The organism is Buttiauxella massiliensis (genome assembly GCF_902500225.1).
GTDB classification, from domain to species: Bacteria; Pseudomonadota; Gammaproteobacteria; order Enterobacterales; family Enterobacteriaceae; genus Buttiauxella; species Buttiauxella massiliensis.
In genome coordinates this window covers 66,863-92,164 of sequence record NZ_LR722666.1, presented here as the reverse complement: position 1 = coordinate 92,164, position 25,302 = coordinate 66,863, and the positions used below count along the sequence as shown (strand labels likewise).

Genomic DNA, 25,302 nt, shown 5'->3' with positions numbered 1-25,302 from the left:
GACTTGTTCGACAACGGCCAATTTAAAGGATAGAGGGTAATCGCGTTGCGTGCGTTTAACGTACTGGTTCATCACATTTTCCTCATAGTACGAGTTAAATGTGTCAACGCTATTTAGGACGGGTCAATGCGTATTTAAAGGGGAAACTCTCGGTGGTCTCCCTCCCGCTAACTCCATGTGTTCGGTCACTGACTTTGATTATCAAATCAAGTATCAGCGCGCTTTTGAAGCGGTGTTGTGCTACATGCCTGCGGTAGCGATTTACAGTTTTCGCCGCGCAGCATTTGAAAATTTGGGGCTAAAGGATAATGACATAATCGCTTACTCAGCCCCGGCAACACCTAAGCTTGAAGCCATTACCGCGAACAGCACTACACCTTACATCACCGCTTTTACCGACTTGCGCAATGGGCCGGTTGTTCTGGAATTACCCGCAGCGGGAAGCGATGGCAGCCTGTACGGGCAGATAGTGGATGCCTGGCAATTCACCATTGCCGACGTTGGCCCGGCAGGGCTTGATAAAGGCAAAGGGGGCAAGTTTTTATTAACTCCGCCAGGCTATAAAGAGACGGTGCCTCCCGGTTATATCCACATCCCGTCGCCTAATTACCGCGTTGCTTTCGCTTTCCGTTCCGTACCTGTTGCAGGCAAAACTTCGCAAGATGCCTACCATTATTCAAAACGCCTGCGGATGTACAATTTATCGCAAGCGGATTCACCGCCCACGCAGCGCTTTGTCGATCCCATTAATGACCGTTACCCGACGCTGCCCTATTACGATGAGCGACATTTCAAAGACCTGCATGCGATAGCCAGCGTAGAGCCTGTGCGGGAACAGGACAAAATCATGATGGGCATGCTTTCTTCGCTGGGCATTAAGCAAGATGAGGCTTTTAATCCCGATGAAAAAACCACAAAAGCATTACGTCAGGCGGCCATTGATGCCTGGTTTTATCTGCAAAACTGGTTCGATAATATTCCCAAAGACAAGCTGTACTGGCCGGACAGGCATTATGCGTCTCTGCTGATGGCCGATAAAAATAAAACATTCACCTTCGTCTACGACGATAAGACCGACATTATTGAACGGGCCGCAGAGTATTTCTGGTGTACTTATATGCCGAAAGAACTGACCGACTCTCCCGCGACGCAATATCTGATGTCGATGGCTGATAAGAATGGAAACCTGCTCGCGGCGGGTAAGTTATATAAAATTAATATCCCTACCAAAATGCCGGTTAAACAATTCTGGGCATTAACCGTTTATAACCGTGACACCATGTCCTTTATTTACAGCCCATCAGAAAGAACCACCTTGTCCTCGTATGACATGGACAAAATGAAAAAAGAAGCCGACGGCAGCGTCAATATTTACGTCGGGCCGCAAGCCCCTCTGGGGCTGGAAAATAACTGGATACCCACCAGCGGGAAGCGTCCATTACCCGCGATGCGCTTTTATGGTCCAACTGAAGAACTCAACAATAAAACGTTTAGGTTGAATGACTTCGAGTTAGTCAGCCTGTGATTCATACAAAACCAGACATCACTGAACATATTTACCTGAAAGGAAATGCCAATGATTAATCTAAAACCTTTAACTAAAGCGATCCTGTTGACCGGATTGCTCGGTACTTCTTCCCTCACGCTGGCACAGACCCAGGCGCAAACCTGGCATGATCCTTTGCTGACATTGCAGGGCACGCCGGACGTGGTTAACAAAGGCCTTGATGTTGACGGTTACAGCTCGGCAATTTCTGCCTGGAGTTGGGGATACCCGATCGTGCGTATGGAACAAGTAGTGCGTGATTACACCAACGTGCCATCACCAAAACCGGCAACCAGTTACCACGCACCTCTTAACCAGATTGGCTGGGCGACGGAACTGGCGACACCTGACGCAAAAGATATGCCTACCGCCAACAACGACACGCTGTACATGAGCGCAGTGGTCAAGCTGGATGAGCCTTACATCCTCACCGTTCCTGATACGCAGGATCGCTATTACGTGGTTGATGTATTCAATATGTGGCAGGAGCTGGAGCACTACATCGGCAGAAGAACCACCGGCACGCAGGCGGGGAAATTCGTCTTAGTCCCACCAGGCTGGAAAGGCGAGCTGCCCGCCGATGCGAAAGTACTGCATGTTTCAACCAACAAAATCTGGCTGTGGGGGCGTTTGCGCGTCAAACAGGGCGAGGACATGGCGCCTCTTCATCAGCTACAAAATGAATTTAAACTCACTTCACTTAGCGGGAAAGTTTATTCCGACACCCTGCCGCCGCTGCCTGAATTGAAAAATGATGGCCTCGATTTCTTCCGCCTGTTAGCCGCTGCGATAAAAGAGAACCCGGTCAAACCTGAGGATAAAGGTTTGTTCGGGCAGTTCAGTCGTATTGGCCTGACGGACAGCGGATTTAACCCTGAAACTGTGCCAAAGGTGATGACAGATGGCGTGAAGCGCGGCCTGGCAGATGCGCCAAGTGTAGCGGCTTCAACGTTGACCAGTACCTCCGAAGACCGAAACGGCTGGAGTTACGTGCGGGGGCTGGATTCCTTTGGCTATAACTACCCACTGCGTGCGTTAGTTTCCGGGCCGTACCTTGGTGGACAGGGTGAGAAAGAGGCCGTCTACCCTATCCGCTATAACGACAGCGAGAATCAGCCGCTGACAGGGGCTAATGATTACACCATCAAGCTGCCGAGCGAGCCTCCGGTGAACGCCTTCTGGTCAATCACCATGTACGATGCCAAAACCAAAATGCTGGTTAACAACGAGCTGAATCGCTACAAAGTGGGGACCGACACGGAAGGCCTGGTTAAGGGTTCTGATGGCAGTATTACTGTTTCTCTTAGCCACAAAAAACCTACCGATCCGAAGGTAAACTGGTTACCGGCACCTGAGGGCAACTTCTATCTGCTATTCCGTATGTATCAGCCGAAGGACGCTGTCATGAAGAATGAATGGAAACTACCGCAGGTGACAAAAAGTCAATGATGATAGTTGGTGTTGATGCAGTGTAAATCCCTCAGAGACAGGCTGAGAGAGTCGCTGTGTAAGGGTCCGTAATATCTTTAATTACGGACCCTTTGGGCTGACTTGTTTTCGAGTATACAGAGTCTGCCAGCAACAACGCTTTCAGACTGCGCTGAGCATGAAGCGGACTTACGCCACTTGCTAAATGAGCTAAAGAACTAGAGTCGTGCAAACATAATTTATTTGTATCCATAAGTGGTGAAATGTAACTCCTTGGTTATATTTAAAAAATAGAAATGGTCAGCGACCATTTTTATTATTTGAATTAACGAATGATTTCCAGAAGTAATTATTCGGTAAGGCTAAGTAGTTAGAAGGTTTTCACATGAGGGATTCAAATGAGACTTACGTTGATCGTCAAAAGTCTTGCACTGGCAGGGTTACTCTCTTCCAGCGCACTGACACCTTTGTTCGCGCAGGAAGCACCAAAAGGTGCCACCGCTTCAACAAAGCAAGCTAACGATGCACTTTATAACCAGCTTCCTTTCTCCGATAACACCGACTTCACGAATGCTCACAAAGGCTTTATCGCCGCTTTACCTCAGGACGTGATTAAAGGCGAACAGGGAAATGTTATCTGGAACCCGCAACAGTATGCATTTATCAAAGAAGGGGAAAAATCCCCTGACACTGTAAACCCGAGCCTTTGGCGGCAGTCTCAGTTGATCAATATCAGCGGTCTGTTTGAAGTGACTGAGGGTGTTTACCAGATCCGTAACCTTGATTTATCCAACATGACTATCATTGAAGGTAAAGAAGGGATTACCGTCGTTGACCCGCTTGTTTCAGCGGAAACAGCAAAAGTCGGCATGGATTTGTACTTCAAAAATCGCGGTAATAAACCTGTTGTCGCCATCATTTATACCCATAGCCACGTTGACCACTATGGCGGCGTGCGCGGTGTGGTCGATGAAGCGGATGTGAAATCCGGGAAGGTCAAAGTTTATGCGCCAGCAGGCTTCATGGAAGCAGCAGTAGCGGAAAACATTATGGCGGGCAATGTCATGAGCCGCCGTGCCAGCTATATGTATGGCAACCTCCTGAAACCTGAAGCCACCGGCCAGGTCGGCGCAGGTCTTGGCACCACCACATCAGCGGGTACCGTGACGCTGATTGCACCAACGAATATCATCGAGAAAGATGGCCAGAAAGAAGTCATTGATGGTCTGACTTACGATTTTATGTTGGCGCCGGGTTCGGAAGCCCCGTCTGAAATGTTGTGGTTCATCGAAGAGAAGAAACTCATCGAAGCCGCAGAGGATGTGACTCACACTCTGCACAATACCTACTCGCTGCGCGGCGCGAAAATTCGTGAACCACTACCATGGTCAAAATACATCAACGAAGCCATCGTGCGTTGGGGTGACAAAGCCGAAATCATTATGGCTCAGCACCACTGGCCGACCTGGGGTAACGAAAACGTTGTTGGCCTGCTGAAAAGCCAGCGTGACCTGTATCGTTATATCAACGACCAGACCCTGCGGATGGCCAACGAAGGCCTGACACGAGATGAAATTGCTGCCAACTTCAAACTACCCGACAGCCTGGCGAAAACCTGGGCTAACCGCGGTTATTACGGCTCCATAAGCCATGACGTGAAAGCAACCTATGTGCTGTATCTCGGCTGGTTCGATGGCAACCCGGCAACGCTTGATGAATTACCGCCGGAAGAAGCGGCTAAGAAATTTGTTGAATACATGGGCGGTGCCGATGCGATTCTTCAGAAAGCGAAAATCGACTTTGACCAGGGTAACTACCGTTGGGTTGCTCAGGTAGTGAGTAAAGTGGTGTTTGCCGATCCAAATAATCAGAATGCGCGTAACCTGGAAGCGGACGCACTGGAGCAACTGGGTTACCAGGCGGAGTCTGGCCCATGGCGTAACTTCTACCTGACCGGTGCTCAGGAGTTGCGGAATGGTGTGGTTAAAGGACCAACACCGAATACCGCAAGCCCGGATACCGTTCGTGCGATGACACCAGAAATGTTCTTCGATTTCCTGGCGGTACATATCAACGGTGAAAAAGCGGGTAATGCCAAGGCGGTATTTAATATCGACCTGGGTAGCGACGGCGGTAAGTACAAGCTGGAGCTGGAAAACGGCGTGCTAAACCATACGCCAAATGCTGAAGCGAAAGACGCTGATGCCACGATTGCTCTGAACCGTGACACGCTCAATAAAATCATCCTGAAAGAAGAAACCCTGAAGCAGGCTGAAGATAAAGGCGAGGTTAAGGTCACAGGGAATGGTGCGAAGCTCGATGAGATGCTGGGCTATATGGACAAGTTCGAGTTCTGGTTCAATATCGTAACACCATAAATAATGCCCCTGCGGCCCCAGTGCTGCAGGGGACTTACTTCAGGTAATGCCATGCGTCTTTCATACTCGATTTTGCCTTCAATATTATGCCTTGGTTCCTCTTATGCCTATGCCGCGCAAGACCATGCCCCGGATGCAGCACAGGCAAATAACCCTCTGGCGAATATGACTGCATTTAATATGCAGAACTATTACATCGGGGATGTGAGCGGTACGGACCAGGATGCCAATCAGTTCTGGTTCCGTTATGCGCAGCCTTTTTCATTAGGCGATAGCAAATGGCTATTACGGGGTTCATTACCGATTAATACCTATCCGGTTGCGCCTGGCGGTGGTCATAAAACAGGTTTAGGTGATCTGAACTTATTTGCGTCATGGCTTATTGATACCGGCAATCCGGCAGTGAGTTTTGGTTTCGGTCCGCAAATTACGGCGCCGACAGCAACTGAAGATGCGCTGGGAACAGAGAAATGGTCTGCAGGTCTGGTTAATGTGCTCTTCGATGCCAGCTCGCCAAAATTCCAGTACGGTTATTTGGCCTCATGGCAGCATAGCTTTGCCGGAGAAGACAACCGCAGTAATGTGAATCTGGGCACTTTACAGCCATTTTTATTCTATCAGTTGGGTGGCGGCACTTACCTGCGAGCGGCCCCTATCTGGGTCTATAACTTCCAGAATGACGGCTACAGTATTCCGATGGGGTTAGGTGTTGGGCAAGTTATTAAACAAGGTAAAACTGTTTATAACTTCTTTGTGGAGCCTCAAGGCTCGGTTGCAGACCGTGGTCCAGGACAACCTCACTGGCAGATTTTCTTCGGATTAAACCTTCAGTTCATGAATTAATCCTTTTGTAGTTAATTCTTTTATTCGAACCAGCTTGGGTCAACGCCAAATTAACGGCATGCAAATTCCGCGGCTAATAGAAAGTAGTGTTGACCTGCTGCCATGTAACTTAGCAATGTCTGCTGTTGGCACGCAGCGGACAGATGCTCGGCGATTATGGTCTGAGTTCAACGGGTCGATGCAACGCTATCATTAATCAAGGGGGACGTTGCCATGAAACGAAGAACTCGAATTAACTACACGCCAGAACAGAAAGCGATTATCTGGGACAGATATAAGTAAGGAGATTCCCTGCATGATATCGTCCCCATGACGAGCAATCTATTTCAGTTAATAACGCCCTAGCTCTGCTGTTACCAAGCCTGTTGCTTCAGAACAAATGCCGAGTACATTCTGCGATGAGCAGACGTTTGGGTTAAGAAAGAGGATATCCAGACTTACGCTACGTATCAGCTGTTACAAACGCGTTAATCTTGTTGATGATCTCTGAGGTATCCATATAAACATACTCCATTACACCTAACCAGATAATGTTACTTTTATCAAAACCTTGATAATGAAACTGGTATTTAAGCCCTGGAGCACAGACAAGCAAATCAACCTTACGGGCAATCAGTACTTCAATATCAGACTCCGTGTCATCTGGGACCACCTCCCAAAGCAACCCCTTTCTGTCGAGCTCTCTTTGCAACGCTTTGATAAACTTCTCGGTAAGAAAGTAAGGAAAATATCCGCCTTGTAACGGCGAACGACCTAACATTGGGCTTGGGCGATGGATAAAGTAAATCGTTCTGTTGGCCATAAGTCTCCCTGAAAACACGATTCTTTAATGCTGCGTCTTCCATTTTATGAGCTTTGAGATTTTTTTTTCAATATCCAAGTAGCTTTATTGGTTAATTGCAGTTACCTGATAAAGGGCCAGTTAATGTTATGTAACCACTCTTCTCCAGCATAAGGCTGACTCCCTTCAACGCTACATTGACAGACAGCTTTTGGCACTCACCAGCCCACCAGGCAGAACCACGTCGTCTATGAGAGACAACTGATTGTTTCCGATTTAAATCGCACAACATGGCTGTTCATATGATCTCATTCAGTCGAGTCAAATAGCCCTTAGCTAGTGCTTTCAGCCAGGCCATAACGTCAGCATCAATAATTCGCGTGCGATATATATGAAATCGTTTGAGAAAGGGTAATGTGATGATTTTAATCCATAATAATCAAACTTCAGGTGTACAAAACCTCACCGCTTCAGATATGTTACTCCCTGACACCCACACTATTCAGAGGGCTTCCGATGACCGATTTCGTTTTTTTCAAAAAGGGTAAACAAATCACCGCACTGGAAAAATCAGATGCTGATGGTGCTGCTCAGCTTGCAAATCAGGGCTATGAAAAACAGTTTGAAGAAATAGACGCGCCCGATCCTGAAAAAGCTCTTCTTCGTTTTGTAGATATCCGAAATGAAGAGGTCGTGACAGGGCATGCCTTCACAACAGGTGCCGTATTCAGTGCTATCTGCAGCGTATTTCTTAAATAGCCTTCATCCGGCGGTTTTTCACCTGACGTCGTCATGAGGTTTATTGCCATAAAGCCTCATTTAACGAAACGTGAGTTACTAATTGTAGTGTTTTACTAAAAGTGGCCACCGCATTACTTCAACGTGAGTCCAGGGCGTTAACGTCCGCTCACAACACGAAGCAGACTGCCAGGCGTTACAGTCCGCTCTGAGCGAAAGATGACTAAATTGTCTAATCACTTATCCAATTCGGTAATTGCCAGCTTAGCAACATTTAGTGCAATTGATGTTGCATCATTACTTTCGAGGGACCATGTTGTTGAAAGCCCACACCATGCAATTATCCATTTCAGAAGACGATCTCTATCTAGATCTGCCGTCTCGGCAACAATACTTAACCGCTGTTTAAATATCGCCGGTACAGTCGCGACACGAGGCACTGGATTACCAAGATCCGGATTAGTGAAAATATTGGCAAAGTCGAATCCCCGTTCCCCTATTAGTCCTTTTGGGTCAATGGCCAACCAGCCAGACGTTTCAAAATCAAGCACGTTACCGTGATGTAAGTCACCATGTAATGCAACCACATCACGTGGAGAAGAAAGCAATTCTTCTAAGATTTCTGCGCAACGTGTCAGGACACCACCATACTTCAGCGCTGCTGGTTTTAGAGGGTAAAACCACTCATGTAGTGATGTAAGCTGGGGTAATGGTTTTTTTGGGAATGTATGAAGCCTGTTCGCAGTAGTACACAAAATACGACAAGCTACATCGTCCTGTCCTTCTCGTGACATCGCTGACAGTGACGCGGTACCTGTAGCTCTTGAGAGAAGAATGGCTTCATTTTCACGTGCAATAACCTGCGCTGCGCCATTTCCTTCCCACCATGCCATTAGTGCATTACCGGATTGTTCATCCTTATCATCCGTAACTTTTAACATGGCTTTAATACCATGTGTTGCTGTTTTAACCGGGAATAACTGTGACGTATGAGTGATGAATGGGGTGCCATCAGGAATGAGATTCCAGCGGTTTAGCCAAGGATTTAACTTGAACGTATCCATAAAACTTTCTTTAGTATCCTAATAATCAAAGCGAGAAACAGACATGCATTCATGCATTTTAACCCAAAGGTGATTAGCTTTCCTGGATGCTGTTTTAAGGCAACGCCCGCTTCACGCCCTGTCAACTCAGACCTCCATGGACTCAAATATCTCCAGAGCATCATCTACTTCAATACCCAGATAGCGGACATAGCTGCTCAGGCCAAAAAATTACAAAATTTTGACTTAGCTCAACACTTTTTTACCAACGAAGAGCTATTTATTTGCCGTTAAATCATATCGTCTCAATACAACAAAAAAGGAGGAATGATGATGTTGACCTATGATTGCTACCGTAACGCTATCACAACTGGCAGCCGTGTTATGGTGTTCAATAAAGGTCTGACTGGTGTTATTAAGACCATTCACGGCGAAGGTAAAACAGCCGAACAAATTCGTCGTTCTGAATGTGTTGAAATCGAAGGTTGCGAAGGTGTGTTCTGCCCGATGGAGTTGGTTAGACTTGAACTTCACTGATAGGGCTTATCGAGTCAACACATTGCTTTTACAAATAAGATAATCCTGAAAACATATTGTTTAAGGCCACCGAATTGGTGGCCTTTTTTGAATTAGGCAACAGAGCATCGACGTTTTAAATATTCCTTTCTAATCCGGGTGATTTATTGCTTCACCCATACCAATTGATCAACTTTGAAGCCCAGGCTGCGCGCAGTGTTCAGGTAATCCTGCTTCACCGCATCCGGAATGGTTGGTGTACGCGACAGTATCCACAGATAGTCACGGTTCGGACCACTCACCAGCGCGTACTGGTACTCATCATCGAGCCTTATCACGTTATAACCGCCGTAGAACGGACCAAAGAATGAAACCTTCAGCGCGGCGGTTGTAGGTGCACCGGTGAATGAGGCTTTCCCTTCACTCTCATTCCAGTTGTTGTTAATCGGATCATAGCCACGATTGAGCACGCTAATAGCGCCATCGCTGCGCGTGCCATAGGTGGCAGTGACCTGCTCAAGGCCTCGTTCGAAGCGGTTTTCAAGGCGAGCGACTTCATACCATTTGCCAAGATAGCGGTTGGCATCAAAGTTCGTTATCGGTTGAACGCCTTTCGGTGGCGTGGGAGATTTACAAGCAACCAGTGTCAGTGCGATAGCAACGCCGGTTACAACGGGCCATAGCTTCATAAGACCTCCTTTCATCTGCGCGGTTGGAAGTAAAGTGTAGTGCAAACACCCTGCTCTTCATTCAGGCTGCAAATATTCGTAGTATATTGAGAATATTCTTTGTCATCAGGTGTACCTCATGCCCTATTCCATCGGTGAATTTGCCCGGCTTTGCGGGATAAACGCGACCACATTACGCGCCTGGCAGCGTCGTTACGGTTTAATCAAACCGTTGCGCACCGATGGCGGGCACCGCTTATATAGTGATGACGATGTCCAGCAGGCGCTTAAAATTCTCGACTGGGTGAAAAAGGGAGTCCCCGTCAGTCAGGTGAAGCCCTTATTGGCCCGTCCGGAAGCTCGCCGCACAAGCAACTGGCTCACCCTTCAGGAGAGCATGTTGCAGAAGTTGAAAGAGGGAAAGATCGAATCTCTGCGCCAGCTGATTTACGATTCGGGCCGCGAGTATCCGCGTCCGGAAATGGTGACCGAAGTATTGCGCCCGCTGCGCAGTAGAGTCTCAGCCAACATCCCTGCAATGATGACGCTGCGCGAAATCCTCGATGGCATCATTATCTCCTACACCTCGTTTTGTCTCGAAGGTGATAAAAAAGCGCCGGGGGATAATTACCTCATCACCGGCTGGCACCTTAGCGACCCATGTGAAATCTGGCTCGAAGCACTTAAACGTACGGGCCAAGGGTATCGCATTGATGTGCTCCCCGTGGCGCCTGCCATGTTGGCACCCGAGATCTTCCCTGAGCGAAACTGGCTGCTGGTCACCACCGGAAAAGTTACCGCTGCCCGCAAAAAACAGATCGAAATTTGGCAGCAGCAGGTCGTTTCGCTCGACGTCATTCCACTCTAAAACCTTTCCCCCCCACCCGTTCCCTTTCCATGATGAGCAGCCGTAAAAAGTTGCGTATCTGGCATGTCTTTATAAAAAACCCATCAAACCAGGTAAAAACAGACATTGATAATCAATTGAAATAATTGATAAATAAAAACACCATCACCACAAAATTGTACAAACATTAGTAATTGTCTAAGTTTTACTTATAAGATTACATCACGTTTTCTACATCCTGGGTGAGACTCATGAGCACAATGCCATCCGTCATCGATCGATTTTTTGATTACTACCCCCCCTGGATAACCAATCGCCTCTGGCGCTAGCGGCGCTACACGCAAAGAGTTGTAAGAGGATTACACCATGAACACTAAACCTATCATTGGGATCAGCGGATGTTTAACCGGCTCGGCAGTCAGATTTGACGGCGGTCATAAGCGTATGGGTTTTGTCATGGACGAGTTGTCTCAATGGGTGACCTTCAAACCCGTCTGCCCCGAGATGGCCATCGGCCTGCCCGTTCCGCGGCCGGCGCTGCGCCTGGTTCAGACTACCGAAGGCGATATCCGGATGCGCTTTAGCCATGCCCCTCACGATGACGTGTCCCAGAAAATGGCCAAATTCGCGGACTCCTGGTTACCACAGCAGGCTAATTTGTCCGGCTTTATCGTCTGCGCGAAATCGCCGAGCTGCGGCATGGAGCGGGTAAGGCTGTATGACGAAAAAGGGAATCGTGGACGCAAAGAGGGAGTGGGTCTGTTTACCGGTGCACTACTGGAAAAATTCCCGTGGCTGCCCGTAGAGGAGGATGGCCGCCTGCATGACGCTGTGCTGCGGGAAAACTTTGTCGAGCGAGTCTTTGCCCTGCACGAATTGAACACTTTACGGGCCAGCGGCCTGACTCGCCGCGCACTTCTGGATTTCCACAGCCGCTACAAACTCCAGTTATTGGCGCACCACCAGCCGGGATATCGAGAAATCGGGCCTTTCGTCGCCTCGTTGCACGAATGGGAAGACCTGGATACTTTCTTCGTCGAATATCGCGAAAAGCTCATGACCATCCTGAAAAACCCCGCGTCACGTAAAAATCACACTAACGTACTCATGCATATTCAGGGCTACTTCCGTAAACAACTGAATACTCGCCAACGCGGGGAGCTGCGCGACGTGATCCTTCACTACCGTGATGGGCTGTTACCGCTCCTCGCCCCACTGACCCTGTTGAATCATTATCTGGGCGAGTACCCAGACAGCTACCTGCTGACGCAAAACTACTTTTCCCCCTACCCCGAAAATTTATGTCTGCGTCTGTCGGTTAACTGAGCGCTTAACGAAATATTCGCTATGGCTCAACGGTTCGGCGTAAAGCCCAATGGCGGCCTATGGTGCAATTTGATGCCCACGGATGGGTAAAACGACATTTCCATTCACATTGACAGTAACTTACTTTCACCGCGCATCTTGTCGGTGCCAGCGTCATTCATCCAGGGTACAATCCCCGCTGTTTTTTAACCGAGCAACATCAAGGAGAGTGCATGTCTATCACGGCAGGTTCTGTGTACCGTGACACGGGGAATTTTCTACGCAATCAGTTTGTTACTGTCCTACTGATCGCTTTACTTTGTGCCTTTATTTCGGTTGTGATCGGTCACGCCTTTTCACCCAGCGACGAGCAAATGTCTATCCTTAGTGAGGGAGATAATTTATCGAATAGCATGGGGCTGTTTGATCTTGTGCAAAACATGACACCTGAGCAGCAGCAAATGTTACTTAAAGCCTCTGCGGCATCGACATTTGCGGGTCTGATTGGAAATGCAATCCTTGCGGGTAGTGTGCTGGTTTTAATTCAGATGGTGAGTGCCGGGCAACGCGTGAGCGCGCTGCGTGCGATTGGTACATCGGCTCCTGTATTGCCTAAGATCTTTATCTTGATGTTCCTGACAACCTTCCTGGTGCAAATCGGCATCATGCTGATTGTGGTACCGGGCGTGCTGTTAGCAATTCTGCTTTCATTCGCGCCAGTTATGGTTGTGCAGGATAAAGTAGGAATTTTCCAGTCGATGCGCGGCAGTATGCGTCTTGCCTGGGGAAATATGCGCCTTGTTGCACCTGCAGTGATTAGCTGGTTACTGGCAAAAACTGCACTCCTGATGCTCGCATCTTCATTTGCAGCACTGTCACCTGCGGTTGGCGGGGTGGTAGCAAATACGATAAGCAACCTGATTTCTGCTGTGTTGCTCATCTATGTATTCCGTTTGTATATGCTGGTACGCCAATAACACTCACTTACTCCTGAACCTCTAACTGAAGGTTCAGGAGTCATTTTACGGAACAGATTATGAAGCAGTTTCTCGACTTCCTGCCCCTGATTGTTTTCTTCGCATTCTATAAAATGTACGACATTTATGTGGCCTCTGGTGCGCTGATCGTCGCCACCGGTTTTGCATTGATCTATAGCTGGTATAAATTCCGCAAGATAGAAAAAATGGCGCTGATCACCTTCCTGATGGTGGCCGTTTTCGGCGGCCTGACGCTGTTCTTCCATAATGATGAATTTATCAAATGGAAAGTCACCGTGATCTACGGCCTGTTTGCTGCCGCACTACTGATTAGCCAGTTGGTGATGGGAAAACCGCTGATTCAACGCATGTTGGGCAAAGAGATCTCTCTACCGCAAGGTGTATGGTCACGGTTGAACGTTGCATGGGCGTTGTTTTTCATCGTCTGTGGCGCACTGAATATTTACGTGGCGTTCTGGCTACCACAAAGCGTTTGGGTCAACTTTAAAGTGTTCGGCCTGACGGCGGCGACGCTGGTATTTACGCTGTTGAGCGGTGTTTATATCTATAAGCACATGCCTCAAGAAGAGAAGTAAATTAAAATTTTTTTATCATTAATATCATATAGATAGATAAAAAAATAAAGACTGAATCAAACAAAAGACACGCTATCGTGTACACATTGCAAATAGTGTTTCTTTTTTGAGCAGGCATTAGCGCAAGGCGGCATTCGTCATCTTGCGCTAATTTTTTTGCCCCACCCATGCCCCATCACATTACCGGCACATCGTCGAACTCTCCAATCCTGGTATCGTCAGTAACCACGTCACGGAAAATGATAACGCCCTGCATTTTTATACTGAGATTGCTCCGTATGATTTCCAACCAGTAGAAGTGAACACCCTACGATAATGTCGCAGATGAACTGCTAAGGTTTGCAGAAAGTTGAACCCTTGATATCGGAGTTGCACTAACGTAGGCACCATTTTCAAATGCATTAATTACACTCATAACTCCTGTATCACCAACGCCCATTGTCGTCGGGGTATTTAGTGAAATTTTAATTTTAGAATCCCTGACCCGCCCGATACGACTTGCCAGATGGCACACCGTTGCAACACCTTCAATATCTGCGTTCTGCACCAGGCTGTTATTGCTCGTAACGCCAAGTCCTTCAGCACCAATGGACATACCAAGCTTAAAGCGTCGAGAGGTAAATCTAACCCTCACACCTAACGCTGCACTGACAGACAGTGCAACATGCTCCCTTTCTGAATAATTTCCGTCTGCCTCCATGTGTGCATTATCAACATTTACAAACATGGCCCCACTGATCATCAAGCACCGGCATGTAGACTCCGTTGTGACTTGCTTCAAAGCCATCTCCTGTGCTTGGATATCGTGACGACGCCGAGCACCTGGCGGATATGCAGGCCGAAGAGTTCAAAAAAGTTGTATTTGATACGCTGAAAACCATTTACAGTAAGGATAAATAAAAGGTTTTTCACTGAGATTTATTCTTACCGAATGGGGATTGAATGAAAAAAATTTTGCTAATTTCTGCTGCCGTATTTGCCTTGGCCGCATGTACCACTACGACTGAGATAAATCGTGGGGAAGGTAAAAAACAGTTCTTGATTGCCTGTGGCGCATCCACTCCATGGAGCATCTGCTATGACAAGGCCAATGAGGTTTGCCCGTCAGGCTATAACGATGTATCAAAATCTGGTGGCTTCAACCGCAAAGAATTAACAGTAGAATGCATAAAATAAGAACATTATAAAATTCAGGTGATAGCAATGAAAAAGATTTTGATTACCGCTTTCGCTGCAATAGCGTTAGCTGGTTGCGCCACGAAAGGCACTCGCATTATGAACATTCAAGCAAAATGTGATGCCGTTAGCCCTGAACCGCAAGACTTCTATAATTTTGTTACCTGCATGAAGTCAGGCATTGCGCAGGATGAAAAACTAGCATCAACGCCAGTGGTCATTAAGTACGTCACAATGGCAGATCGCCTTTCAGCGCGAGCCAAAGCGGGTGATATTTCTCTTGCAGAAGCGCAGTGGGAACTTGACGGGTATTACCGCCAGGCCAATCCACGCGCCCGCCACCGTCGTGCGCCTAAGCCATTACAATCCGTTCAGCAACCGGTTCAAGTTGACAAGCAAGTACAACAATAAAATTAGAGATAGATATGAAATATTTAATGATAGCGCTACTTTCACTTTTATTAACTGCGTGCACGACTGGCGAGAAGATTGGCGATTTGTCACCTGGAATGTCTCGCGAGCAGGTAATAAAAACTCTCGGTAAACCTGATGGTGACGCGGTTAATGGTAAGAATGAACTTCTAACTTACTCTAATCGCCTTATGTCAGGATGGGGTTATGACCGAGCTGATTACAAAGTCGTCCTTGAGGACAATAAAGTCGTGCAATACGGCGCTGATGTAATTCGCCAGGATAATGGAGCCGCTGCAGCAAGAGCGCTTACGGCTCAGCAAAGTCTCTTAATTTGGCAGCAACAGCAAGCATTACAGCAACCAAGAAGTACCACGACAAACTGCTCTCAGTTCGGTAACAATGTGACCGGTAATAGCTACTAGCCGTCCGTGGCTTCATTTATTCAGTCGCTTCCGATTTGGCACCTTGCGCCACTGCGTTCACATGGCGCATTTCCTCACTGACGTTTCGCTCAAATGCACTGCTATCCTTGGGTGTATTGGCAAGCTTTAGCATTGCGTTACGTACCGGCTTGCTTTCGTACAACCTTGCAAGAACGCCAAAACCACCCGCTACGGCAGCCACTTTGGGATTTGCGATAGTTCCCATGCCAAGAATATATTTACTGTTCTCGAGCACACGTTGATAAATCCAAAATTAACGTGTGCTTTTTTTGAATCTTCCAGATGCAAAAATGCCCCGGTGATTACCGAGGCATTGTCATTAAAATTCTGCTTTCAAACATAATTAATGATGGTCGTCATATTGGTGCTCAATCACCATCCCTTCTGCCACGCTGGCAACGTGACGTGCGCGCGGATGATATGCCGCGACAGGCGCTGGAGCCGGGGTGACGTATACTGTTTGAGGCGGCGCGGTTGTAACGTTGATAGCCTGAGAAACAGTGACTGAAGAAGGCACTACCACCACTTTATATCCGCTCGGAACATCTACAGTGACATTTTGCGCCATTGCTGAACCAATCCCGCCAATCATAACAACTGCCAAAAGAAGAAACTTTTTCATATAAACATTAACCCACGAAATAATTAGAGTATGTAATACGCCGAAGGGAGCTTAAATAAACGGATACCGCTCTTTTGTAGGAGCGAGAGTGATGCGGATAGTAGACAGTTTATCAATGTGATTATTAGCTTTGTGTGCTTAAGGTTTTTCACTCATTATTAGCATATATAAACAGTGCTTATGGACATATCCAGGCACAAACCCATACGAGCCATGGGGATCACAAATGTGATAAATTGCTGATATAGCACCATAAGTGCAAAAGCAATGGCCATGCCCGCTGCAAGCGAATTCAATAACGATGAAATCCATGACTACTTTTTGGAAAGTGATATGACTCCACAAGACACTCCCGCAGGCGAACTGGTTCTGCGCACACTAGCCATGCCGGCGGATACCAACGCCAACGGCGATATTTTTGGTGGCTGGCTGATGGCGCAGATGGATATGGGCGGCGCGATTATGGCCAAAGAAATTGCCCAAGGCCGTGTGGTAACTGTCCGTGTTGATGGGATGACGTTTCTTAAGCCTGTCGCCGTTGGTGATGTGGTGTGTTGCTACGCCAATTGCATCAAACTCGGAAATAGCTCCATTACCATTAACGTGGAAGTATGGGTGAAAAAGGTCTCGTCTGAACCGATTGGCCAGCGCTATAAAGCGACAGAAGCCATTTTTATCTATGTTGCTGTCGATAATGACGGTAAACCGCGCCCTATTCCGCGCTAAGTTAGTTTTCAATAAAAAATGCGCCGAATGGCGCATTTTTTATTATCTTTGACCTGATTCAGCTTTTTAAACCACGATTTTCCAGCATCGGTTCGTTGTATGGCGCATGCCCTCGCCATTCGTTATACAACGCTTTCAGTTCCTGACTATTTCCACGCGATAAAATGGCCTCACGGAAACGCTGGCCATTTTGTGCCGTTAGCCCGCCCTGTTCCACAAACCATTGATAACCATCATCGGCCAACATTTGTGTCCAGATATACGCGTAATAGCCCGCCGCATAACCTCCACCAAAGATATGCGCGAAGTAGCTACTGCGATAACGCGGAGGAACGGTTGGCAGATTAATGTACTCACTTTCCAGTGCATGGGCTTCAAACCGCGCCACATCATCCACCGTACTTCCGTCCGGTAAACTGTGCCAGTTCATATCCAGTAGTGCTGCGGCAAGCAACTCTGCCATGTCGTAGCCTTTGTTAAAGCGGGCGGCACGAAATAGCTTCTCTTTCAATGCATCAGGCATCGCCTCGCCAGTTTGATAATGGCGTGCGTAGTTAGCAAACACCTGGGGTTGGCTCGCCCAGTGTTCATTGATTTGCGAAGGGAACTCCACAAAGTCGCGCGGCGTATTCGTCCCAGAAAGTGTTGCATAGCATTGGGTCGCAAATAGCCCATGTAACGTATGACCAAATTCATGGAATAACGTCACCACATCGTCCCAGGATATAAGCGCGGATTCACCGGCTGCCGGTTTGTTGTAATTGCAAACGTTGTAAATCACCGGAGCATTATCCAGCAGCGTGGATTGTTCAACAAAGTTGCCCATCCATGCTCCGCCACCTTTACTGTCGCGAGCAAAGAAATCGCCATAGAACAGCGCCATGCCGCGCCCGTCTTTATCAAAGATTTCCCACACGCGCACGTCATCGTGATAGACAGGGATATCAAAACGCTCGACAAAATTCAGACCAAATAGCTGGCTGGCTGCCCAAAAAACACCATTGCTTAGAACATTGTTCAACTCGAAGTAAGGCTTAATTTGCCCTTCATCAAGGTCGTATTTCGCTCGTCTGACTTGCTCTGCGTAGAATGCCCAGTCCCATGCTTCGGCTTTAAATCCACCCTGTTGTGCGTCAATCACCTGCTGAATATCCACAAGTTCGCGTTGCGCACGTGCGGTGGCTGCAGGCACGATGTCACGCATGAATTGCAGTGCTGCTTGCGGCTTTTCTGCCATTTGGTCGGCAATTTTCCAGGCCGCATAATTCTCGAAACCAAGCAATTGCGCCTGTTCTGCACGCAGTATGGCCAGGCGCGCGACAATAGCTCGCGTATCGTTGCCGTCATTTTGCTGAGTGCGATCCCAACCCGCTTTAAACAGTTTTTCGCGTGTCTGCCGGTTTTGCAGTGATTGCAGCGCGGGTTGTTGGGTGAAATTAAGCAATGAAATTAAGTATTTTCCATTCAGCCCCTTAGCACTGGCATGTTGTGCTGCAGATGCAATTTCTGCCGGCGTTAAGCCCGCCAGTTGCTCTACATCGTCAACCACCAGACCTGCGGCTTTATCTGCTGCATGCAGGCGATTATTAAACTGGCTACTAAGCTGGGCGGCTTCTTTATTCAGCACCTTAAGACGTGCTTTTTTCTCATCACTTAATGTTGCGCCCGAGAACCTAAAACTCTGCCAGACAACTTCAACTAAACGCCGCGATTCTTCATCAAGCCCTGATGAGTTGCGGTGTTGGTAAACGCTATCCAGACGCTCAAACAGCAGGGTATTAAGGCGCATTTCATCAGCAAGCTCTGCCAGTTCTGCGGCAAATTCTTCATCCAACTGTTGCAGATAATCGTTGGTGTGCGCAGATGTCATGGCAAAGAAAACGTTGGTTACTCGCCCTAACATCTGCCCGGTTTTTTCCAGCGCAAGGAAGGTATTTTCAAAAGTGGGTGCCGCAGTGTCATTGGCAATCGCCGCTATTTCTGCGCGCTTGATGCGTTTAGCTTCGTCAAATGCCGGACGATAGTGACTGTCCTGAATGTCATCAAAGTGAGGTGCCTGGTAAGGCAATAAACTGATGTGGTAGAACGGATTTTCCATCTGCATTCTTTAATTCCTGCTGACCGCAAAACTAATTTATAGCTCAACTCGCTACCTGATACACAGCAATAATCTCGGCGGTAATGGCCACGGCGATTTCTGCCGGGAGTTTCCCTTTCACATCCGGCAACCCCACCGGGCAACGCAAAGTGTTCAATTGCTGTTCAGTAATCCCTTTTCCCGCCAGCCGATATTCAAAGCGTTGCCGTTTGGTTTGCGAACCAATCAAGCCCAGATAGCGGTAATCACCACGTTTAAGTATTGCTTCGGTCAGTTCAAGGTCACGCGGATGGTGGTGGGTCATCACAATAAAATAGCTTTGTGCGGCCGCCGATTTCACCGCATCCAGTGGGTCTTCAGCCTGCCAGGTAGTTACCCCTTGGGGAGCCGCTGAAAACATATCAGGTCGTTCATCTACCCAGGTGATGTGACAGGGTAACGTTGATAATAATGCCACCAGCGCTTGCCCTACATGACCTGCGCCGAAAACCATGATTTGTGGCTGCGACTGAATTAACGGTTCAAATAAAACGGTGGTCATGCCGCCACAACACTGCCCTAGCCGCGCTCCAAGATTAAAATGCTCGGTATGCGGAGCTGTAGCCTGCTTTCCCAGCATCTCACGTGCCATCGCAATGCACTGGAATTCAAGATGCCCGCCACCGATAGTCAGGAAGCTCTGATTTCGCCCGACAATCATCTTCGTGCCGCAATTTCTCGGCACTGAGCCTTTGTCAGCCAGCAGCGTGAGTAATACGCACGGTTCGCGGCGATCGTGAAGCTGCATCAGAATGCTGATCCATTCATCATTCATGGCACCTCCTGACAGCCCCAGAAAACACGTTCTGGTGTTGCGGGTGCATCAAGGCGCGGGTGTTTCTGGTAATCCGTGACACTCGCCACAGCATCTTGCAAAGCGCACCACACTGAAATTCCTAACATAAATGGTGGCTCACCCACGGCTTTGGAGCGATAAACCGTGTGCTGCGGGTTGGCATGATTCTCCAGCAACTGGACTCTGAAGTCGGCTGGCGCATCGCTGATAGCCGGGATTTTGTAACTCATCGGGCTGTCAGTCAGCAGCCGCCCTTTTTCATCCCATACCAGCTCTTCACATGTCAGCCAGCCTGCGCCCTGCACAAACCCGCCTTCTATTTGGCCAATATCCAGCACCGGATTCAGAGAGTTGCCAACATCATGCAGAATATCGGTGCGTAGCAGACGATACTCGCCAGTTAATGTGTCGATAACCACTTCTGAACACGCCGCACCATATGAGAAGTAATAGAACGGTTGCCCACGCCCGGCGGCGCGATCGTAGTGGATACCCGGCACTTTGTAGAAGCCCGTGGCTGCAAGCGGCACTTGGTTTAGCCACGCAAGATTCGCGATTTCAGTAAAGGTGAAATGGTGGCCTGGCACTTTGACCACGCCATTGCGGAATTCCACCTGGTCAGCGGTGCATTTGTGCAAGCCGCATAGCATTTCCACCAACCGTTCTTTAATCATCAGCGCCGCAATTTCGGCGGCTTTGCCATTGAGATCAGCACCCGACGACGCCGCCGTTGGCGAGGTATTTGGCACTTTCCCCGTATTGGTTGCCGTAAGCTGAATCTGTTCCACAGGAATTTGCAGCACTTCGGCAACCACCTGTGCCACTTTGGTATTCAACCCCTGTCCCATCTCCGTGCCACCGTGGTTAAGCTGCGCAGTGCCATCGGTATAAATCAGCAACAATGCACCTGCCTGGTTGAGAAAACTGGAGGTAAAAGAGATGCCAAATTTGACCGGCGTAAGCGCCAGGCCACGTTTTAACACAGGGCTAAGGCGGTTGAATTCGCTGATTTGTTCACGCCTGGAGTGGTAATCGGCACTCGCTTCAAGCTGGCGGGTGATTTCCGGCATGATGTTGTGTTCAACAGTCTGATGATAGTGCGTGACGTTTCGCTCAGTATCGCCGTAGTAATTACGTTTACGCACTTCCAGCGGGTCAAGACCGAGTTCACGGGCAATGTGATCCATAATCTGCTCAATGGCGACCATGCCCTGTGGCCCGCCAAACCCGCGATATGCCGTATTGGAAGCCAGATTCGTACGACAGCGGTAGCCCGTTATTCTCGCATCGCCCAGATAGTAGGCATTATCGGCATGGAACATGGCGCGATCGCAGATCGATCCTGAAAGATCCAACGAGTAACCGCAATTAGCCGCCAGATCGATTACTACCCCATTGAGCATCCCTTCATCTGTAAAACCAACATCGTAGCGGACAAAAAATGGATGCCGTTTACCGGTGATACGCATATCGTCACGACGTGAAAGACGCATTTTGGCAGGTCGGCCGGTTAATGCCGCAACCAGTGCTGCATGGCAGGCAATGCCCGCAGCTTGCGTCTCTTTGCCACCAAAACCACCGCCCATTCGGCGCATATCAACAGTGACTTTATTCATCGTTACGCCTAGTACTGACGCCACGAGTTTTTGTACTTCAGTGGGGTGCTGAGTCGACGACCAGACCGTAACGCAGCCATCCTCCCCCGGTTGCACCACAGCAATTTGCCCTTCGAGATAAAAGTGTTCCTGCCCGCCGATATGAAATTGCCCCTGAATACGATGCCCCGCGCAAGCCAGCGCTCGGTCTGCGTCACCACGCTGATGAACGTGTGGTTCTTGCACGTATAGCTCGCGGCGCAAGGCTTCTTCGACATCCAGCACCGGCTCAAGAACTTCATATTCAATGACCGCTTTGAGTGCCGCGGCACGCGCCGCCTCGGACGTTTCCGCAGCCACAGTCAGAACAACCTGGCCATGGTATTCAACCAAATCTCGGGCAAATAGCGGGTCGCCAGGTGCCAATGGGCCAATATCCAGCTCGCCGGGTACATCCTGCCAGCTAAAGACTCGCACCACGCCAGCAATGGAGTAACACTCGGTAGTGTCGATTCTGGTAATTCGCGCATGAGCATGGTGGCTAAGAACCGGGCACAGATACAACATGCCCGGCAATGTCAGCTTGTCGTCAATGTATTCAGCTTTACCACTCACATGCTTATCGGCGCTTTCATGTTTACGGCTCTTACCCGCCGCACCACTCATCTCACGTGAAAATTGCTCGATTAATGCCTGCTCTGAAAGGCGCACCGGGTTAGTTGACATAGTTTTGTACCTCCAGCACATAACCGGATTCGGTTTGTTGCAACAGCAAACGCCTCAGCAGATTTTGCGCAACAGTCAAACGGTAGCGCCCAGAACCCCGGAAATCAGTTAACGGCTGGAAGTCTGCGGCCAATGCATGACATGCCAGGTCTAATGTTTGCTGGGTGAATGGCAAACCAGAAAGAGTTTGCTCAGCGCTTTTAGCCCGCACCGGCACCGCAGCCATGCCGCCAAATGCCAGTTTCGCACTTGTCACAACGCCATGATTAAAATGCAGGTTAAACGCGCCAAATACCGTCGAAATATCATCATCCATACGCTTTGATATTTTCCACGCGGCAAATGTCGGGGAGATAGCAGCACGGTCAATCAGCACCGCACTGATAAATTCACCGGGCTGCAAAGCGGTTTTACGATAGCTCAGGAAAAACTCATCCAGCGGCAATATGCGTACGGTTTCGCCGCAACGCAGCTCAAGTTCAGCACCCAGAGCCAGTAACATCGGTGCACCATCGCCTATGGGCGAGGCATTCGCCAAATTCCCTGCCAGGGTGCCGTGGTTGCGAATTTGCGGAGAGGCAAAACGATCAAGCACCTGTGCAAACGCCGGAATCAAAGGTTGTAAGATGTCCTGACATGCCTGCAACGTTGCCATCGCACCAATACGAATCTGGCTTTGCGTCACCGTAATCGTCTTAAGCTCGTCAATCTGGTTAAGCCCGATAATCAAGGGCAGTGTCTGATACTGCTGGGTAATCGTCAGAGCCAGATCGGTCCCCCCTGCCAGTAATCGTGCCTGAGGATTTTGCTGATAAAGTCCTGCCAACTGGGTAACTGTTTTAGGTAACAGGCAACGGTTGGATTTTGTAAGTTCTCCCACACCCGTTGATTGCAGCGCTTTTAATCGCGATACAGTTTGCGGCTCAGTCTGCGTGAACTGATCTTGCGTGGTTGCGCAGCTTTGCTGCATGGCGTCAATAATTGGGCGATAGCCAGTACAGCGGCAAAGATTTCCCGCAAGACTCTTTTCAATCTCATGGCGCTGTGCGGCTGTGTTCGATTTTTGCAGCGCAAATCCCGACATAACAAAACCTGGAGTACAAAAACCACACTGTGATGCATGACAATCGGCCATCGCTTGCTGCACCGGGTGCAACTCATTGCCTTGCGATAAATCTTCCACTGTCACCAACTGTTTGCCAGCAAGTTGGCTGATGAGCGTGATACAGCCATTTGCCGTCTGGTAACGCATGTTCTCACCGTCTACTTGACCGAGAACTACCGTACAAGCACCACAATCACCAGATGCACATCCTTCTTTGCTGCCGCAGCGCTGTTCACTGCCGCGCAGCCAGTTCAGCACCGTAGTATTCGGGTCCACATCATCGAGGGTTTTTAACGTTTGATTTAGCAAAAATTGAATCATGCTGCGACCTCCAGCGTATCTCGCTGCCACACGCATTTGCCGTTGACCCAGGTGTGCCAGATGTTGCGATCGTCGCCAAGCGTCATCAGCACGAACAGTTTTTCGTAAATGTCGCGGCTATTTGCGTGGCGCATCTTCTGTAGCGGAGATACAGCCAGGTCGAGAACCACGAAGTCGGCCTCTTTGCCGGGTAAGAAATTGCCAATTTTGTCATCGAGATCCAACGCATGAGCTCCGCCAAGAGTTGCGTGATAAAACGCTTCGCTGGCACACAAACGGTAGCCCTGAAGTTGCGCGACTTTGTACGCCTCAGCCAGTGTTTGCAGCATATTAAAAGTCGTGCCTGCGCCAACATCGGTACCAATACCCATCCGAATCCCTCGGTCATGGCACTGCTTTAAGTTAAACAAGCCACTCCCGAGAAACAGGTTAGAGGTTGGGCAAAAGGCGATTGCTGACTCGGTTCGATGCAGACAATCCCACTCGCACTCCTGCAAGTGGATGGCATGCGCAAAAACGCTGCGTTTGCCCGTCAATTGGTACTGGTGATAGACGCCCAAATAGCTTTCGGATTCCGGCCACAGACTTTTTACCCAGGCGACTTCATCGCTGTTCTCACTAAGATGAGTGTGCAGCCAGGTATCGGGAAATTCTTCACGTAACGTTTGGACCGCTGCGAGTAATTCAGGTGATGAGGTTGGAGCAAAACGAGGCGTCAGCGCATAGTTCAGCCGCCCTTTTTTGTGCCAGCGTTGAATAAGCTCACGGGTTTGCAGGTAGCTTTGCTCGGGTGTTTCCGTGAGATAGTCTGGCGCGTTACGATCCATCATCACTTTACCGGCAATAAGCCGCATCGAGAGATGTTCTGCCGCGCTAAAAAGTGCATCGACCGATTGCGGATGCACGGTGCCAAATACCAGTGCCGTGGTCGTACCATTACTCAGTAACTGGCTAAGAAAGAAGGCTGACATTTTTGCCGCATGCGAACTATCCTGATATTGGCTTTCAACCGGGAAGGTATAAGTCTGCAGCCATTCCAATAGTTGTTCACCATAGGCACCAATCATTTCAGTTTGCGGATAATGCAGGTGGGTATCAACGAAGCCCGGAATAATCAGCTTACCGCGATAATCAATGTAATCATTTTCAGCACGCAGATGGCTGCGCCCTTCTTCCCACGGTAACAACGCGACGACAGTGCCTTCATTAAGAAACAGTACTGCATCTTCGTGATGACGAGCATTAGCCAGTAATTCGTCCGGATTCGTCCCGGTTTGAGTAATATCGAAAAACTGACCGCGTAGCGCTTGCGTGTAATTAACTGTCATCGCCGTACCTGTAATTGGTTTGTGAAGAATGAGTTAATAGTTGCAATGTTGATGCCATGTTGGAATTTAGATTTAATCATTTTTATAACAGTAGCTTAGGTCACACACCCTCTTGCTGCGCAACATTTATGCAACTTTTTAGCATGCAAACGATTGCCCACCCATGCAACCGGTTGCCTTTTGGTATCATGAGCTGGATTGTTAAAAATTGAGGAATTGCCCGCACCAACAAGTTGCACTGACATGG

Annotated in this window: 26 protein-coding genes and 3 pseudogenes; 16 read left to right on the top strand and 13 right to left on the bottom strand. The window is 48.7% G+C overall.

The annotated features are described in order from the left end of the window. Positions 1-175 precede the first annotated feature (175 nt). From GC128_RS20910 to GC128_RS23330, 5 genes and pseudogenes are all read left to right on the top strand, one after another. Entirely contained in the window at positions 176-1,525 is a 1,350-nt protein-coding gene (locus GC128_RS20910) for a DUF1254 domain-containing protein (protein ID WP_151995909.1), read from the top strand. A 51-nt stretch (positions 1,526-1,576) separates the two neighbouring features. After that, the gene (locus GC128_RS20905) at positions 1,577-2,995 is read left to right on the top strand and encodes a DUF1254 domain-containing protein (RefSeq protein WP_151995908.1); all 1,419 of its coding nucleotides are present in this window, start codon (positions 1,577-1,579) and stop codon (positions 2,993-2,995) included. Positions 2,996-3,372: 377 nt separating this feature from the next. Next, positions 3,373-5,352 (top strand): alkyl/aryl-sulfatase, encoded by a 1,980-nt coding sequence (locus GC128_RS20900; protein ID WP_151995907.1) that lies wholly within the window; start codon positions 3,373-3,375, stop codon positions 5,350-5,352. A 51-nt stretch (positions 5,353-5,403) separates the two neighbouring features. Further along, positions 5,404-6,195 (top strand): hypothetical protein, encoded by a 792-nt coding sequence (locus tag GC128_RS20895; RefSeq protein WP_151995906.1) that lies wholly within the window; start codon positions 5,404-5,406, stop codon positions 6,193-6,195. Between the two features lie 213 nt (positions 6,196-6,408). Then, positions 6,409-6,537: pseudogene (locus tag GC128_RS23330) on the top strand (IS30 family transposase); the annotation flags it as partial. 100 nt (positions 6,538-6,637) lie between these two features. Here the strand turns inward: GC128_RS23330 and GC128_RS20890 are convergent. Both GC128_RS20890 and GC128_RS23190 read right to left on the bottom strand, forming a co-directional pair. Further along, entirely contained in the window at positions 6,638-6,997 is a 360-nt protein-coding gene (locus tag GC128_RS20890) for a hypothetical protein (RefSeq protein ID WP_151995905.1), read from the bottom strand. 277 nt (positions 6,998-7,274) lie between these two features. Beyond that, positions 7,275-7,349, bottom strand: coding sequence for a BrnA antitoxin family protein (locus GC128_RS23190; protein ID WP_407643542.1), 75 nt, complete (start codon positions 7,347-7,349; stop codon positions 7,275-7,277). A 143-nt stretch (positions 7,350-7,492) separates the two neighbouring features. On the opposite strand from GC128_RS23190, the gene GC128_RS20880 reads away from it, so the two are divergent. After that, on the top strand, positions 7,493-7,735 hold the full coding sequence (locus GC128_RS20880) for a hypothetical protein (RefSeq protein WP_151995904.1): 243 nt from the start codon (positions 7,493-7,495) through the stop codon (positions 7,733-7,735). Positions 7,736-7,950: 215 nt separating this feature from the next. On the opposite strand, the gene GC128_RS20875 is transcribed toward GC128_RS20880, so the two are convergent. Further along, positions 7,951-8,778: an aminoglycoside phosphotransferase family protein gene (locus GC128_RS20875; RefSeq protein ID WP_151995903.1), complete on the bottom strand. Its 828-nt coding sequence runs from the start codon at positions 8,776-8,778 to the stop codon at positions 7,951-7,953. Positions 8,779-8,904: 126 nt separating this feature from the next. Further along, positions 8,905-8,979: pseudogene (locus GC128_RS20870) on the bottom strand (integrase); the annotation flags it as partial. 111 nt (positions 8,980-9,090) lie between these two features. Here GC128_RS20870 and ydfZ point away from each other — a divergent pair. Continuing rightward, positions 9,091-9,294: a putative selenium delivery protein YdfZ gene (gene ydfZ, locus GC128_RS20865; RefSeq protein WP_064511879.1), complete on the top strand. Its 204-nt coding sequence runs from the start codon at positions 9,091-9,093 to the stop codon at positions 9,292-9,294. A 143-nt stretch (positions 9,295-9,437) separates the two neighbouring features. On the opposite strand, the gene GC128_RS20860 is transcribed toward ydfZ, so the two are convergent. Further along, a complete protein-coding gene (locus GC128_RS20860; RefSeq protein ID WP_151995902.1) occupies positions 9,438-9,962 on the bottom strand; it encodes a lipocalin family protein in 525 nt (174 codons plus the stop codon). A gap of 118 nt (positions 9,963-10,080) precedes the next feature. Here GC128_RS20860 and GC128_RS20855 point away from each other — a divergent pair, with 118 nt between their 5' ends. The 4 genes from GC128_RS20855 to GC128_RS20840 all read left to right on the top strand — a co-directional run bounded on the left by GC128_RS20855 (position 10,081) and on the right by GC128_RS20840 (position 13,666). Next, a complete protein-coding gene (locus tag GC128_RS20855; RefSeq protein ID WP_151995901.1) occupies positions 10,081-10,809 on the top strand; it encodes a MerR family transcriptional regulator in 729 nt (242 codons plus the stop codon). Between the two features lie 345 nt (positions 10,810-11,154). After that, complete coding sequence (locus GC128_RS20850; RefSeq protein WP_151995900.1) at positions 11,155-12,114, top strand: YbgA family protein; 960 nt, start codon at positions 11,155-11,157, stop codon at positions 12,112-12,114. A gap of 212 nt (positions 12,115-12,326) precedes the next feature. Continuing rightward, positions 12,327-13,070 carry a YciC family protein gene (locus GC128_RS20845; protein ID WP_151995899.1) on the top strand — a complete coding sequence of 248 codons (744 nt, stop codon included), beginning with the start codon at positions 12,327-12,329 and terminating at the stop codon, positions 13,068-13,070. Between the two features lie 59 nt (positions 13,071-13,129). Next, the gene (locus tag GC128_RS20840) at positions 13,130-13,666 is read left to right on the top strand and encodes a septation protein A (RefSeq protein ID WP_064511702.1); all 537 of its coding nucleotides are present in this window, start codon (positions 13,130-13,132) and stop codon (positions 13,664-13,666) included. A gap of 307 nt (positions 13,667-13,973) precedes the next feature. On the opposite strand, the gene GC128_RS20835 is transcribed toward GC128_RS20840, so the two are convergent. Further along, the gene (locus tag GC128_RS20835) at positions 13,974-14,408 is read right to left on the bottom strand and encodes a hypothetical protein (protein ID WP_151995898.1); all 435 of its coding nucleotides are present in this window, start codon (positions 14,406-14,408) and stop codon (positions 13,974-13,976) included. A 35-nt stretch (positions 14,409-14,443) separates the two neighbouring features. Between GC128_RS20835 and GC128_RS23245 the strand changes: the two are divergent. The 4 genes and pseudogenes from GC128_RS23245 to bamE form a co-directional block, all read left to right on the top strand. Further along, positions 14,444-14,566: pseudogene (locus tag GC128_RS23245) on the top strand (hypothetical protein); the annotation flags it as partial. 42 nt (positions 14,567-14,608) lie between these two features. Continuing rightward, positions 14,609-14,842 (top strand): hypothetical protein, encoded by a 234-nt coding sequence (locus tag GC128_RS20825; RefSeq protein ID WP_151995896.1) that lies wholly within the window; start codon positions 14,609-14,611, stop codon positions 14,840-14,842. A 27-nt stretch (positions 14,843-14,869) separates the two neighbouring features. Next, positions 14,870-15,253 (top strand): membrane lipoprotein lipid attachment site-containing protein, encoded by a 384-nt coding sequence (locus GC128_RS20820; RefSeq protein ID WP_151995895.1) that lies wholly within the window; start codon positions 14,870-14,872, stop codon positions 15,251-15,253. Positions 15,254-15,267: 14 nt separating this feature from the next. Continuing rightward, positions 15,268-15,678, top strand: a complete 411-nt coding sequence (bamE, locus tag GC128_RS20815; RefSeq protein ID WP_151995894.1) for an outer membrane protein assembly factor BamE domain-containing protein — start codon at positions 15,268-15,270, stop codon at positions 15,676-15,678. Between the two features lie 16 nt (positions 15,679-15,694). On the opposite strand, the gene GC128_RS20810 is transcribed toward bamE, so the two are convergent. Further along, positions 15,695-15,934 carry a hypothetical protein gene (locus tag GC128_RS20810; protein ID WP_151995893.1) on the bottom strand — a complete coding sequence of 80 codons (240 nt, stop codon included), beginning with the start codon at positions 15,932-15,934 and terminating at the stop codon, positions 15,695-15,697. A 108-nt stretch (positions 15,935-16,042) separates the two neighbouring features. Then, positions 16,043-16,321: a hypothetical protein gene (locus tag GC128_RS20805; RefSeq protein ID WP_151995892.1), complete on the bottom strand. Its 279-nt coding sequence runs from the start codon at positions 16,319-16,321 to the stop codon at positions 16,043-16,045. Between the two features lie 333 nt (positions 16,322-16,654). Between GC128_RS20805 and yciA the strand changes: the two genes are divergently transcribed. Next, entirely contained in the window at positions 16,655-17,047 is a 393-nt protein-coding gene (gene yciA / locus GC128_RS20800; RefSeq protein ID WP_151995915.1) for an acyl-CoA thioester hydrolase YciA, read from the top strand. A gap of 58 nt (positions 17,048-17,105) precedes the next feature. On the opposite strand, the gene dcp is transcribed toward yciA, so the two are convergent. The 5 genes from dcp to guaD are packed head-to-tail and all read right to left on the bottom strand — an operon-like array spanning position 17,106 to position 25,055. Next, positions 17,106-19,151, bottom strand: coding sequence for a peptidyl-dipeptidase Dcp (dcp, locus tag GC128_RS20795; RefSeq protein ID WP_151995891.1), 2,046 nt, complete (start codon positions 19,149-19,151; stop codon positions 17,106-17,108). A 37-nt stretch (positions 19,152-19,188) separates the two neighbouring features. Further along, positions 19,189-19,959: a xanthine dehydrogenase accessory protein XdhC gene (gene xdhC / locus GC128_RS20790; protein ID WP_151995890.1), complete on the bottom strand. Its 771-nt coding sequence runs from the start codon at positions 19,957-19,959 to the stop codon at positions 19,189-19,191. After that, entirely contained in the window at positions 19,956-22,301 is a 2,346-nt protein-coding gene (gene xdhB, locus GC128_RS20785; protein ID WP_151995889.1) for a xanthine dehydrogenase molybdopterin binding subunit, read from the bottom strand. The genes xdhC and xdhB overlap by 4 nt, the downstream gene beginning before the upstream one ends. Next, positions 22,291-23,727, bottom strand: a complete 1,437-nt coding sequence (gene xdhA / locus GC128_RS20780) for a xanthine dehydrogenase small subunit (protein WP_151995888.1) — start codon at positions 23,725-23,727, stop codon at positions 22,291-22,293. The genes xdhB and xdhA overlap by 11 nt, the downstream gene beginning before the upstream one ends. Further along, positions 23,724-25,055: a guanine deaminase gene (guaD, locus tag GC128_RS20775; protein WP_151995887.1), complete on the bottom strand. Its 1,332-nt coding sequence runs from the start codon at positions 25,053-25,055 to the stop codon at positions 23,724-23,726. The genes xdhA and guaD overlap by 4 nt, the downstream gene beginning before the upstream one ends. Positions 25,056-25,302: the final 247 nt, after the last annotated feature.

What these genes read in the sequence shown, in the direction of transcription:
- GC128_RS20910 (WP_151995909.1), top strand. Translation starts at nt 176, where the DNA reads ATGTGTTCGGTCACTGACTTTGATTATCAAATCAAGTATCAGCGCGCT.
- GC128_RS20905 (WP_151995908.1), top strand. Translation starts at nt 1,577, where the DNA reads ATGATTAATCTAAAACCTTTAACTAAAGCGATCCTGTTGACCGGATTG.
- GC128_RS20900 (WP_151995907.1), top strand. Translation starts at nt 3,373, where the DNA reads ATGAGACTTACGTTGATCGTCAAAAGTCTTGCACTGGCAGGGTTACTC.
- GC128_RS20895 (WP_151995906.1), top strand. Translation starts at nt 5,404, where the DNA reads ATGCGTCTTTCATACTCGATTTTGCCTTCAATATTATGCCTTGGTTCC.
- GC128_RS20890 (WP_151995905.1), bottom strand. Translation starts at nt 6,997, where the DNA reads ATGGCCAACAGAACGATTTACTTTATCCATCGCCCAAGCCCAATGTTA.
- GC128_RS20880 (WP_151995904.1), top strand. Translation starts at nt 7,493, where the DNA reads ATGACCGATTTCGTTTTTTTCAAAAAGGGTAAACAAATCACCGCACTG.
- GC128_RS20875 (WP_151995903.1), bottom strand. Translation starts at nt 8,778, where the DNA reads ATGGATACGTTCAAGTTAAATCCTTGGCTAAACCGCTGGAATCTCATT.
- ydfZ (WP_064511879.1), top strand. Translation starts at nt 9,091, where the DNA reads ATGTTGACCTATGATTGCTACCGTAACGCTATCACAACTGGCAGCCGT.
- GC128_RS20860 (WP_151995902.1), bottom strand. Translation starts at nt 9,962, where the DNA reads ATGAAGCTATGGCCCGTTGTAACCGGCGTTGCTATCGCACTGACACTG.
- GC128_RS20855 (WP_151995901.1), top strand. Translation starts at nt 10,081, where the DNA reads ATGCCCTATTCCATCGGTGAATTTGCCCGGCTTTGCGGGATAAACGCG.
- GC128_RS20850 (WP_151995900.1), top strand. Translation starts at nt 11,155, where the DNA reads ATGAACACTAAACCTATCATTGGGATCAGCGGATGTTTAACCGGCTCG.
- GC128_RS20845 (WP_151995899.1), top strand. Translation starts at nt 12,327, where the DNA reads ATGTCTATCACGGCAGGTTCTGTGTACCGTGACACGGGGAATTTTCTA.
- GC128_RS20840 (WP_064511702.1), top strand. Translation starts at nt 13,130, where the DNA reads ATGAAGCAGTTTCTCGACTTCCTGCCCCTGATTGTTTTCTTCGCATTC.
- GC128_RS20835 (WP_151995898.1), bottom strand. Translation starts at nt 14,408, where the DNA reads ATGATCAGTGGGGCCATGTTTGTAAATGTTGATAATGCACACATGGAG.
- GC128_RS20825 (WP_151995896.1), top strand. Translation starts at nt 14,609, where the DNA reads ATGAAAAAAATTTTGCTAATTTCTGCTGCCGTATTTGCCTTGGCCGCA.
- GC128_RS20820 (WP_151995895.1), top strand. Translation starts at nt 14,870, where the DNA reads ATGAAAAAGATTTTGATTACCGCTTTCGCTGCAATAGCGTTAGCTGGT.
- bamE (WP_151995894.1), top strand. Translation starts at nt 15,268, where the DNA reads ATGAAATATTTAATGATAGCGCTACTTTCACTTTTATTAACTGCGTGC.
- GC128_RS20805 (WP_151995892.1), bottom strand. Translation starts at nt 16,321, where the DNA reads ATGAAAAAGTTTCTTCTTTTGGCAGTTGTTATGATTGGCGGGATTGGT.
- yciA (WP_151995915.1), top strand. Translation starts at nt 16,655, where the DNA reads ATGACTCCACAAGACACTCCCGCAGGCGAACTGGTTCTGCGCACACTA.
- dcp (WP_151995891.1), bottom strand. Translation starts at nt 19,151, where the DNA reads ATGCAGATGGAAAATCCGTTCTACCACATCAGTTTATTGCCTTACCAG.
- xdhC (WP_151995890.1), bottom strand. Translation starts at nt 19,959, where the DNA reads ATGAATGATGAATGGATCAGCATTCTGATGCAGCTTCACGATCGCCGC.
- xdhB (WP_151995889.1), bottom strand. Translation starts at nt 22,301, where the DNA reads ATGTCAACTAACCCGGTGCGCCTTTCAGAGCAGGCATTAATCGAGCAA.
- xdhA (WP_151995888.1), bottom strand. Translation starts at nt 23,727, where the DNA reads ATGATTCAATTTTTGCTAAATCAAACGTTAAAAACCCTCGATGATGTG.
- guaD (WP_151995887.1), bottom strand. Translation starts at nt 25,055, where the DNA reads ATGACAGTTAATTACACGCAAGCGCTACGCGGTCAGTTTTTCGATATT.